The sequence below is a fragment of the Pseudomonas sp. N40(2020) genome (assembly GCF_014472415.1).
Lineage (GTDB): Bacteria > Pseudomonadota > Gammaproteobacteria > Pseudomonadales > Pseudomonadaceae > Aquipseudomonas.
On the sequence record NZ_JACSZV010000010.1, the window covers coordinates 109224 to 121146 of the forward strand.

At 57.1% G+C, this 11923-nt stretch carries 9 protein-coding genes and 1 pseudogene; 4 read left to right on the forward strand and 6 right to left on the reverse strand.

From position 1 onward, the window contains the following. Positions 1-7 precede the first annotated feature (7 nt). The 6 genes and pseudogenes from IAI51_RS09790 to IAI51_RS09815 form a co-directional block, all read right to left on the reverse strand. Entirely contained in the window at positions 8-1540 is a 1533-nt protein-coding gene (locus tag IAI51_RS09790; RefSeq protein WP_187678277.1) for an FGGY-family carbohydrate kinase, read from the reverse strand. A gap of 4 nt (positions 1541-1544) precedes the next feature. Continuing rightward, positions 1545-2636 carry an alcohol dehydrogenase catalytic domain-containing protein gene (locus tag IAI51_RS09795; RefSeq protein WP_187678278.1) on the reverse strand — a complete coding sequence of 364 codons (1092 nt, stop codon included), beginning with the start codon at positions 2634-2636 and terminating at the stop codon, positions 1545-1547. A gap of 81 nt (positions 2637-2717) precedes the next feature. Beyond that, on the reverse strand, positions 2718-3710 hold the full coding sequence (locus tag IAI51_RS09800) for an ABC transporter permease (RefSeq protein WP_187678279.1): 993 nt from the start codon (positions 3708-3710) through the stop codon (positions 2718-2720). Further along, positions 3676-5184, reverse strand: a complete 1509-nt coding sequence (locus tag IAI51_RS09805) for a sugar ABC transporter ATP-binding protein (protein WP_187678280.1) — start codon at positions 5182-5184, stop codon at positions 3676-3678. Before IAI51_RS09805 ends, IAI51_RS09800 begins: the two co-directional genes overlap by 35 nt. Before the next feature lie 63 nt (positions 5185-5247). Then, positions 5248-6162, reverse strand: a complete 915-nt coding sequence (locus tag IAI51_RS09810; RefSeq protein ID WP_187678281.1) for a substrate-binding domain-containing protein — start codon at positions 6160-6162, stop codon at positions 5248-5250. A 538-nt stretch (positions 6163-6700) separates the two neighbouring features. Then, positions 6701-7489: pseudogene (locus tag IAI51_RS09815) on the reverse strand (transposase); the annotation flags it as partial. A gap of 229 nt (positions 7490-7718) precedes the next feature. Here IAI51_RS09815 and IAI51_RS09820 point away from each other — a divergent pair. From IAI51_RS09820 to IAI51_RS09835, 4 genes are all read left to right on the forward strand, one after another. Further along, positions 7719-8450, forward strand: coding sequence for a hypothetical protein (locus IAI51_RS09820; RefSeq protein WP_187678282.1), 732 nt, complete (start codon positions 7719-7721; stop codon positions 8448-8450). Positions 8451-8550: 100 nt separating this feature from the next. Continuing rightward, complete coding sequence (locus tag IAI51_RS09825; protein ID WP_187678283.1) at positions 8551-9987, forward strand: IS1182 family transposase; 1437 nt, start codon at positions 8551-8553, stop codon at positions 9985-9987. Between the two features lie 73 nt (positions 9988-10060). After that, positions 10061-10273 carry a BPSL0761 family protein gene (locus IAI51_RS09830; protein ID WP_187678284.1) on the forward strand — a complete coding sequence of 71 codons (213 nt, stop codon included), beginning with the start codon at positions 10061-10063 and terminating at the stop codon, positions 10271-10273. Positions 10274-10461: 188 nt separating this feature from the next. Then, positions 10462-10938, forward strand: coding sequence for an antitoxin Xre/MbcA/ParS toxin-binding domain-containing protein (locus IAI51_RS09835; RefSeq protein WP_187678285.1), 477 nt, complete (start codon positions 10462-10464; stop codon positions 10936-10938). Positions 10939-11923 lie beyond the last annotated feature (985 nt).

Sequence of the window (11923 nt, forward strand, 5' to 3'; positions counted from 1 at the left end):
CCCTCCTCTATTGCGCTTGCAGGCTGTGCATGATGGGTTTCAACGCCGGGTACAAGCGCAGGTAATCGGCAAAAGCAAGGTCATAAGCCGTGACGTTTTGTGGGATTGGCTGCGCCCGTTTTTTCAGTTGCACCCAACCCTGCTGCATCTGGCGTTCGTCCACCAGGCCCACCGTGTGGGCGGCCAGCAACGCGGCGCCGAGGGCCGCTTCCACTTCCTGGACGATGGTGTACACCGGGTAACGAGTGATGTCGGCGATGATTTGCATCCACAAATCCGAATGGCTCGCCCCACCCACCACAATCAGTCGTGGATCGAGAGAATGCGCGCCCCGCGTGCCCGCCTCGATGTTGTGCCGCAGGGCAAAACTCACCCCTTCCAACACCGCCCGATACAGGTGGATACGGCTGTGATACAAGTTCAGGCCGACAAAACTGCCGCTGGCGTGGTCGTCCCACACCGGGCTGCGCTCACCCATCAGGTAAGGCAGGAACAACAGCCCTTCACTGCCCGCCGGGATCTTCGCGGCGCTCTGTTCCAGTAACCACAGGCTGTCCTCGCCACTCTGCCGCGCCTGTTGCTCTTCAGCCTGGCAGAACTGTTCGCGAAACCAACTGATCGAGGCCCCGGCGGTGATAGCGCCGCCGAAGATGTACAGGTCCTGATGGCCGTTGTAGACGTGAGGCATACTCACCAGACCATGCCGCGCGTCCACCTGTTGGTTGAGATACCCCCAGCACATGCTCGTGCCGATCATCGCCACATGATTGCCCGGCTGCGTGACCCCGGCCGCCAGGGTCGCCATGGCGGCATCGACGCCACCCGCGAGGATCGGTATCCCCGCTGGCAAGCCCAGTCGCCCCGCCCACTCCGGCAGCAAACCGCCGACCACTTCGCCGGAATACAGCAAGCGCTCGGGCATCATCGCCAACGGAATCTGCAGCGCCTCCAGCATCTCGGCCGACCAGCCGCGCGCGGTCACGTCATAGACGCCACCGATGTTGCCGGCGCTGCTGTGATCAACTGCCAGCTCGCCGGTCAGGCAATAGTTGATGTAGCTGTTGGGCGGCAGCAGGTAGCGGGTGTTGGCCCAGATCTCGGGCTGGTGCTGCTTGAGCCAGAGCATCTTGGTGAAGCCGTAGTAGCTGTCCACCGAGTTGCCGGTGACCTGAAAGAGACGCTCCAGGTCGACATGCTCACGCACCCACTCCACCTGCTCGCCCGCTCGCCGATCCATCCAGATCAGGCACGGGTGCAGCGGCTTGATCACTGCATCCACGGCAATCCCCGAACCGCCGTAAAGGCTACTGATGCACAGCGCTTTGACGCCCTCCCTGGCGACACTGGCCTTGGCCATGCACTGGGCGACGCAGCTTTCGACCGCGTCCAGCCAGACCTGCGGCCATTGCTCGGCCCAGCGCACTTTCGGGGTATCCACGCGATAGCCTTGTCTGTGCTGGGCGATGACCCGGCCCTCGCCATCTACCAGCAGCGCCTTGGTGCTTTGCGTGCCGATGTCCACACCGATGACGTATTGCATACTGTTACTCATGGGATGGCTGGACCGGTTTCAACAACACTTTGATCGACTTCACCGAATTGGCCAGCTCGAACGCTTCGGCCCAGTTATCCAACGGGAAGTCATGGGTGACGATGCCCTTGGACGTGATCAGGCCGCGTTCGAACAGGTCGATGGCCACCGGGTAGCAATACGGTCCCAAGTGCGCGCCGCGTACGTCCAGCTCCTTGCGGTCGCCGATGATCGACCAATCGGCGCTGGTTTCGGCGCCAAACACGCTGAACTCGACAAAACGCCCCAGCTTACGGATCAGCTCCAGACCTTGGGTCACGCCCACGGGCACACCGGTAGTTTCGATGTACACGTCGCAGCCGTAGTTATCGGTGAGACCGTTGATGATCTCGCGGGCGTTGTCCCTGGACGGGTTGATCACCACGTCGGCGCCAAATTTTTTCGCCAGTTCCAGGCGCTCGTCGACCATGTCGATCACCACCAGTTTCTTCGGGGTTTTCAAGGCCGCTACCTGAACCATGCACAGGCCCAGGGGGCCGGCACCGGCAATCACCAGCACATCATCGAGTTGGATGTCGCCACGGTTGACAGTGTGAATCGCACAGGACATCGGCTCGATCAGCGCCGAATCCTCCAACGACACCGACTCTGGGATCTTGTGTACGATGGCGGTCTTGGGAATACGCATGTACTGGGCCATGCCACCCTCAGCCACTTCGCGTTGGAAGCCGAAGATGTTATGGACTTCGCACATCCAGTATTTGCCGGACTTGCAGAATCGACACTTGCCACATGGCACGATTTGCTCGGCGATCACCTTGTCGCCGACCTTGACCTCAAAGTGCTCCTCGGCGCCCTCGCCCGCTTCCACCACGTAGCCGAAAAACTCATGCCCCGGCACTACCGGCGCTTTGACCCACGGATTGTCGCCACCCCAGAACATCGCGGCGCCCGAGTGGCACTTGCAGTCACTGGCGCAAATCCCGCAGGCGGCGATGCGAATTACCAGCTCATTGGGTCGTGCCTGGGGTTTGCTGATGCGCTCCAGGCGGTAGTCTTTCGGGCCGTGGCAGACGACGGCTTGCATTTCGGTGTGCTTATCCATGGTGTTCTGACCTTTATTCAAGATGAGAGCCCCCGTCGCGACCATGGTGGCCGCGTTGCGGTGACGCGTTTTATTAATCGCTTACTTGTGGCGCTGACGGCTGATAAAAATCGCCAGCAGAATGATCCCGCCCTTAATCACGCTTTGGACGTAGGGCGAGACCTCGAGCATGTTCAAACCGTTATTCAGCACGCCCAGCAGCATCGCGCCGAGCAAGGTGCCGATAATCACACCGCGCCCACCGGCAATCGAGGCGCCGCCCAACACCACCGCGGCAATCGCATCCAGCTCGAAGCCGATACCCGCGTTCGGCTGGCCGCTCATCAGGCGCGAGGTCAACACCAAGCCGGCAATCGCGGCGGTCAAGCCGCTGATGCCATACACCAGCAGCTTGAAGCGTGCCGCACGCACCCCGGACAGACGCACCGCTTCCTCATTGCCGCCGATGGCGTAGATGTAGCGGCCAATGCGAGTGTGTTGCAGCAGCACATAGGACGCGAAGTAAGTGATCAACATGATCAGGATTGGCACTTCAATACCGAACAGGCTTTGGCGACCAAAGAACCCGAACCACTCCGGCAAGCCGGAAATCGGGTAGCCGTCGGTGTACATCAGACCCAGGCCGCGAGCGATGCCCATAGTCGCCAGGGTGACAATGATCGGTGGCATATGCAGGTAGGCGACGAACAGGCCGTTGCCGATGCCGAAGGCCACGCCGATCAGCATCCCTGCGCCAATCGCCAGGCCGGGCGGCAGGCCCGCGACCATCAGGCCGGCGGTCAAAGTACCGGACAACGCCATCACTGGCCCTACCGAAAGATCGATGCCGCCCGTGAGAATTACGCAGGTCATACCCACTGCAATAATCGCGTTGATCGAGACCTGGCGGGCAATGTTCGACAGGTTGTTGGCGGTCAGGAAGGTGTCGCTGGCGAAGATCATCACCAGAGTGACGGCCAGGAGCCCGACAAACGGATAGAACGCCGGTGAACGCACCAGCCGCGCCAGGTTCAGGCGCAGTCGGCTGGTGTCGCTGAGATTAATGGACGTATTCACTTGAGCCCCCTGTTGCATGGCGCATGACCTCTTGAGGATTGACGGCAGACGCTTCCAGTACCTTGACGATAGCGCCCTTGTGAAACACGGCGACGCGGTCGCACATGCCGATAACTTCCGGCAGTTCGGAGGAAATCATGATGATTGCGTAACCCTGCTCAGTGAGGGTGCGCATGAGTGCGTAGATCTGCGCCTTCGCACCGACGTCGATGCCGCGGGTGGGTTCGTCGAACACCAGCACATCGCAGTGATGGTCGATCCAGCGCGCGATCACCACCTTTTGCTGGTTGCCGCCGCTGAGGTTGAGCACCCGGCTTTCGCCGCTGGGTGCCTTGATCGACAATTGCTTCATCAGGCTGTCGACGCTGGCGCACTCGCGGCCCTTGTCGATCAGGCCCGAAGCGTTCTGGTATTTGGGCAGGTTGTTCAGCGAGATGTTTTCGCGAATGCTGAAATCGGTGATCAAACCTTCGCTCTTGCGGCTTTCCGGAAGCAAGCCGATGCCGTGAGCCAGAGCCTGGGCCGGGTCGCCGAGGGTGACTTTTTCGCCGCGCAGCCACACATCTTTGCTTACTGACGGCAGTGCACCCATCATGCCCAACGCCAGTTCGGTACGGCCCGAACCGACAAGCCCGGCAAAGCCGAGGATCTCGCCCTTATGCAGTTGGAAGCGGTTATGCGGACCGTTGCGCACCAGCTGGATGTCCTTGACCTCCAGCAACAGCGGCCCGCGCTGGGTGGTCGGCTTGGGCGGAAAGCTGCACTCCAGACGCCGACCAACCATCATTTCCACCAAACGGTCGATATCGCTGTCGACCACATCGGTGACGCCCACGTTGCCGCCGTCACGCAGCACGCTGATGCGATCGCAAACCTGGAAAATTTCCTCCAGATGGTGCGAGATGAAAATCACTGCCACGCCCTGGCGTTTTAGCTCGCGCATGATGTCGAACAGTAGTTCGGCCTCGCTAGGCGTCAGGGTTGCAGTGGGTTCGTCGAGCACCAGCAACCGCGCGTCCAGGGCCAGAGCCTTGGCGATTTCAACAAACTGCTGCTCGGCCACGCTCAGGTGCTTGACCGCGCATTGCAGGTCGATGGTCACGCCCAGGCGTTTGAACAGCGCTTCAGAAGCCTCGACCATCTCGCGCTTGCGCAACAGGCCGAAGCGGTTGCTCAGCTCATGGCCGAGGAAGATATTTTCCACCGCCGTGAGGTAGGGAATTAGACTGAATTCCTGGAACACAATGCCGATACCGGCGGCAATCGCGTCGCGGTAGGTTGCAAATTGCTGCGCCTGACCATCGATCAGTATCTGTCCTTCGTCCTGATGCTCGACACCGCCAAGGATTTTCATCAGGGTCGATTTGCCTGCGCCATTTTCCCCGAGCAAGGCATGGATTTCGCCGCGCTCAACTTGCAGGTTGATGGACTTGAGGGCCTGTACGCCCGGGTAACGTTTACAGATATTTTCCAGCTTCAGAAGACTACTCATACAGCCGACCTCTCGTTCAGAAGGATGACCTGGGCCCCACGGGTTGGGTGGGGCTTGGGCGATTTACCAGCTGAAGTCCTTGGCCTTGGCCTGATCGACTAAGATGATGTCAACCGGGATGGTAGCGGGCACTTGCGAGCCCCACTTCTTCGCCAGGGCAATGCCTAGGGCCAGGCGGATCTGGTCGCGGGGGTATTGAGCGGACGTGGCGATGAATTTGCTGCCGGGCTTCTGGATCGCCTTGATCGCTTCCGGCGCGCCGTCGACGCTCACCAGTTTGACGTCCAGGCCACTGGCCTCGATGGCCGAGAGCGCGCCGAGGGAGCCGTTATCATTCACGCTGAAAATACCCTTGAGAGTCGGCTGGGCCTGCAGCATGTTTTCGGTGACGGTCAGCGCCTGGTCACGCTCCTGCTTGCCGTTCTGGATGCTGACAATCTTCATATCCGGATGCTTAGCCACGGCCTCTTTGCAACCGCGCACACGTTCGAGGATCGGCACCACGGCGATGCCGTCGAGGATAGCGATATTGCCTTTGTTGCCGATGTTCTTGGCTAAGTACTCACAGGCCCGGAAACCGGCATCGAAGTTCTTTGAGCCCACGAATGAGTCCAGTGGGCCATCGGCCTGGGCATCTACCCCGACGACCACTACACCGGCGTCGTGAGCGGACTTGACGGCTGATTGCACGCCAACGGAATCGGTGGGGTTGATCAGCAGGATGTCGATGCCTTTTTGCAGCATGTCTTCGACATCGCTGACCTGCTTGGAGACGTCGTGGCGAGCATCGGTGATGATCAACTTCGCCCCGATGGTCGCGCTGGCTTCTTCCAGGGCGTTCTTCATGGTGACGAAATAGGGATTGTTGATTTCCTGGAAGGACGCACCGATGCGGAGGGGCTTGGGATCGGCGGATGCTTGAGCTCCGAGGGTGATGCTGACAGCCAGTAAACACAGGGTTTTCGGGAGCATTTTCATGACGTGGCCTCTGTTTTATTTTTGTTGTTTGAGCAAAATGTTATCGATGACATTTTTAGGCAAGCTAACAAAGTTTCACTGGGCTCGCAAGCGCCTCGAACGATAATGCGAGTGTTTTTTGACCGCCTTTGGGAAAAAATTGTCATGTACTCTGGAGCGACTGGCACCCCCGCATACAACCGGCTGAAGCTGGCGGAAGTTCTGGAGCTGCGTGGGTAGAAATGACGTCGACGCCCGCTGACTTTGATGGTTACGTCGACCAAGCCGTACGGGTTTCCATTCATTTGGTACCGAAGGAGCTAGTCGGTGAGCGGGCAGCAGTGCTAACACGATCCACCTTTAATCAACTTTCTCAGTGAACTGCTCCTTCACCTCATGTCAGGTTCTGTACTGAATCCGACATGAGGCGTTCTCCATGGAGCGTTTTTCACGCCTGTCTGCCTGCTGTGTTTATTGAGCGCCTGCACCGCGCATATCCCCGACTCATTGCCGCCCCATCCAGCGATCAGCAGTGGCTCCAACCGACGTTGGTTACCTAGTGCGCAACGATCAAATGGTGCTGAGTATCGACCGCTGTCTGCACGTTGTAGCCGACGATTCCCGTGCCGCGCGTCATCATGGAGCGGCTGTCTGGATCGGTCAGTGAGACCTGTTTATCGGGCGATTCATTGAGCTGGATTTCGATCGCCTGAAGCTCTTTCATTTGAGTTTTGAGCTTGGCGATTTTCTCTTCCAGCCGCACGGCACTGGGCTTTGAAGCTGTTGGTTCTTGCCGATCGGCAGCATCGAGTGCCGTCAGGTAACGGTTGATGCTCGATTCAATTTCTTCCATTCGCCGCTTCAGTTTGGCGCTGGTGAAATTGCGGTCGCGGTTGTTGACTGCTTTGAATTTACTGCCATCGATGGCGACCAGATGTTCTCCGAACAGTCCCAACTGCTGACACAGCACAACGAACTGGCGACAGACGCCTCGGATGGCCTTGCTGTTGTCTTTTCGGAAGTTGGCGATGGTCTTGAAGTCCGGCATCAACCGCCCGGTCAACCACATCAGCTCGACGTTGCGTTGGGCTTCTCGCTCCAAACGTCGGCTCGACTGGATGCGGTTGAGATAGCCGTAGATGTAGATCTTCAGCAAGATCGCGGGATGGTAAGCAGGTCGGCCAGTATCGGCGGGAATGGCACCTTCAAAACCCAGATTGACCAGGTCGAGTTCGTCGACGAAGACGTCGACTACGCGCACCGGATTGGTATCGCTGACGTAGTCGTCGAGGCTCTCGGGAAGTAAGGTGCCTTGGCCTCGATGTTCACCTTGGATAAAGCGCTTCATGGGCGATCCCTGCGATGAAATCCTCAGAAATCATAGCAAGTGTTCGCGAAGGTGTTTTTACACACTCTGGGCCAAAAGCAGCCATTTAGTATGGCTACAAGAGTGCGGTCGATTGAACAGCGCTTAAAACCCCGCTGAATTCAAAACCCGGTCGCTTGTGTTGAAAAATAATGGTGTGATTGCGGTATGGCCAAAAGTGTTGGCCTAAGCAAACAAACTAAGGATGGCAATGAGCAAAAGTACGGTCCGTTTTGCACCATGGGTCGGTCCACACTACGAGCGTGGCATTCACGGTCTACGCATTCTTGTGGTCTGCGAATCTCACTATGGGGCCAAGGAACATGAACGTCCGGCAGTCACACCCGAGGTATTGAAGGCCCTGGCTTTAGGCCAGAAACACCCTCAAGCCACAGCTAAGCTTCGGCAACATGCGCATTTCACCAAAATAATGGCTTCTATTCTGAATGCTAGGAAGCACTTTTCCAAAGTAGATAGGAGTGAGTTTTGGCATAGCATTGCCTACTACAACTTCATCCAAGAGTTTTTACCCAGCATCCGCAAAGCCCCGTCGAGCGCAGCTTGGGAGAAAGGTAAGCAACCTTTTACTGAAGTCTTGGAGGTGTTGGCACCAGAGTTGATTATCTGCTTTAGCAAGCGAAACGGTGATCGAGTTACCGCGTTAGCGGGTGGTGTGCCTGTGGTAGTGGCTAATCACCCGTCTTCGCAGTTTGCTTATTCCAAAGTCAATCCCATTATCGCTGAACAGATCGAGCGGGCATTGGCGCGCAAGGCGCAAGTAGCAGACTTTGCTAGTACCAGCGCTCTATATTTACGCTGGTGCGAGGCCACAGCTTCTGCCTTGCCCACACCAGGAAAATATCTTTCGGGTTCGGATAGGCTTGAGCTAATTGCGAAGCGCATGGAATGGATGTCTGCGCTCGACAAAGCTGCCCTGGCGTAGGTCACGCGTTCACTTTGACCGTCCGCTTTGGGTCCAGGCTGTGTGAAAACACCCGCAATTGTCTAATCTTCTGATCGTCGAGATTGTAGCGGGGGCGATCATGAAGCGATTTATTGAAGGTGAAGCTCGGACGCAAGTCACCTTGCTGCCGGAGTGTCTGGACGATTACGTAACCGAAGAAAATCCAGTGCGCGTGGTCGACGTTTTCGTCGATGAACTCGACCTGGGTGCACTTGGGTTTGAAGGTGTTGATCCTGCTGCAACGGGTCGTCCGGCCTACCACCCAGCGGTGTTGCTGAAGATCTATATCTCCGGCTACCTCAATCGGATTCAGTCCAGCCGCCGGCTTGAGCGTGAGGCCGAGCGCAACGTCGAGTTGATGTGGCTAACGGGGCGTTTGGCTCCGGACTTCAAAACCATTGCCGACTTTCGCAAAGACAACGGCAAAGCCATTCGCAGCGTATGCCGCCAGTTCGTAGTGCTTTGCCGCAACCTCAATCTCTTCTCTCAGTCGATCATTGCCATCGACGGCAGCAAATTCAAAGCCGTCAATAATCGCGACCGCAACATCACTCAGGGCAAGGTGAAGGCACGCATGCAGCAGATCGAGCAGAGCATTGAACGATATCTGGCGGCGATGGATTCGGCGGATCGGGCAACGCCCGAAGTCGCCGAAGCCAAAGCCGAGCGGCTTAAAGAAAAGATAGAAACACTGAAAAAGCAGATGCAGAAACTCAAGGAAATCGAGTCGCAACTCCACGAAAGTCCAGACCAGCAAATCTCCCTCACCGATCCAGATGCACGCTCAATGGCCACGAGTGGCCGAGGCACCGGAACGGTTGGCTACAACGTGCAAACAGCGGTCGACGACAAACACCATCTGATCGTTGCCCATGAGGTGACCAACGTTGGCAATGATCGCGGGCAGCTGAGCAATATGGCGAACCAAGCGCGTGAAGAAATTGGAGCTGAATCACTAACGGTGGTTGCTGATCGAGGCTATTACAAAGGTCTGGAAATCCTTGCTTGCGAGCAAGCCGGCATCACTACCTTCGTACCGAAACCCCTCACATCTGGCAGCAAAGCGGAAGGCAGATTCGGCAAGCAGGATTTCATCTATCTTGCGGCGTCGGACGAGTATCGATGCCCTGCGGGGCAGTTACTAACCAGGCGACATTCGTCGACGGAAGACGGCATGTTATTGCATAGTTATTACTTCTCGGGCTGCCAGTCCTGCTCAATGCAAAAGCAATGCACGACGGGTAAGGAGCGTCGGGTGAAGCGCTGGGAACATGAAGCGGTAGTCGACGCGATGCAGGTTCGGCTGGAGCATGACCCGGGGAAGATGAAGGTTCGCCGCCAGACTGTTGAGCATCCTTTTGGAACACTCAAATATTGGATGGGAGCCACCCACTTCCTGACCAAAACACTGCCGCGGGTAAGTACTGAGATGAGCCTTCATGTGCTCGCCTACAACCTCAAACGAATGATGAGCATCTTCGGTATCGCAGGACTGCTTGAGGCGATCAGGGCGTGAATCCAGCCTCTTGGCTCGCCCGTTAGTAGCCGTTTGGGCCGCTGACGCGGCCCAAACGGCATTACGAGCGTCTATGCCGAACGAGCGCACGCGCGCACTCATCCAGACGCGAGATTTTCTGGTCGAGCCTGCAGAAGATTCCGCGCTTTCAGCGTCCATGCGACGTCAGGCCCGCCAGCTGTTACGGCATTATCCCAATGCAAACGAGATCCTGCGGGCCGGGCAGCTCGAAGAGCGAAGGGTCGACCGACTGACCGAGCCCTTCCTGAGCTCCAGCATCGATTGACCGCAGTGGCCACTCATCATCAGCCCAAAGCAGCTGACCCTGGTCTGTGGATACGTAGAGGGGAAAGGGCTCCATCGCCTTATCGACCTAGGGCGTTATGGGATTCCACTGGCGCTCAATGGCGCTTCCGGTTAGACAGGCGTTAGCTCATATTCAATTGGATGGGACATCATTGGGAGGAAGTGTTAATGAGCACTTCAACTGCGACTCGACGTCCGGCAAAAAAGAAAGAGGTGTCCCGAGAGGAGGGCATCGCGGCCTTTTTGCGATTCAGTTCCGATCGAGAGCCGCTGACGGAATCGGAGAGGCTGTACCAAATAAAAGTAGGATTGCCCGCTGACCTCATCCAGGTTGTTCGTTTGGCCTTCGACCTTCAAGACCGCCAGCTGGAAACGCTGCTCAATGCATCAACTTCGGCGCTTGAACGACGGCGGCGCGAGCACAAGAACCTGGATCCTGTGGCCTCCGAGCGTTTGGACAGAATTGCTACGCTCAGTCGATTGGTCGTGGCGATATTTGAGACACCAGTGACGGCCACACAGTGGATGTCGGCACCGAATAAAGCGCTCGGTGGGACGGCACCGATCATGCTCTGCGAAACCGAAATCGGCGCTAAACAAGTTCGCCGTCTCCTTCAGGCCCTGGAGTGGGGCGGTGCTGCCTGATGGCACCTGGCGACGACCGCTGGTACGAAATACGCGACGGGCCTTTCGGGATGCGTCCTGGGAAATCCGACGGGTCGGGTTTGCCATGGTCGACCAACCAACGCCAGTCGAGTGTTGAGAAAAAACGAAAGTTTTATCGAGACCAGCTTAAGCGGCGTCAGCTAAATGACTGGGCAGGTGCTGATTTTCGGCTTTTCGTTTAGGGGGACGCTGGAGCGTGTTTGCCTAACGGTTTCGATTATAGGTGCGACGCGTTGCACCGCACGTGAGGGCTGCATGACGCTACGCTCTAGAACCCCATACAAAAGGTGCCTGAGTTATGTTTACAACCGTAAGCTGTAGCCAGGCTCGCCGGCGACTCCGACGCCTTATTGCGCTGGTCGCCCAGGGGCACAGTTTCGTCATAACCAAGAACGCGCGAGCAATTTGCCGGTTGGAGGGCGCCGAAGCGATACAGGTTGATCTTGGCACCTCCTGCAAGGCCTCATTGTGATGCCTACAAGACGAGTCTACGCAACTTGGGAGTAAGCGTCCGTCCAGCTCACCTTGCACAATTTAAGGTGGGTACCCACATGCATCGTAAGCCCAACCTTCCCTAGCCAACCTAGGGCTGTTTATCGTATTCGCTCAGAGCAGGTCAGATTGACAGCCGATTTCTGCCTGTCGCCACCATCTCTTCGGGTCGACTTCGACTACTCGTGATACCGAGAAACCAAATGACGACGAAACTCATCGCGCGCGGGTTGATGCGTCGTTTTGTTTCTCCACTTTGCACTTAAATATCAGCTCTAAGGGAAAGGAATCTTTTCTCTAAATGCATAAATCACCCGCAATGACAAAATTTCTTTACTTAATCCTTGTAGTGGTCAACTAATCCCGGACACGACGTTAAGTTTTTTCTCGGCCTGAGCTGGGGCCAGTCCGTTATTGAATTGGTGCGGTCTAATCCAGTTGTACCGATGCATCAGGTAATGACTGATGTCGC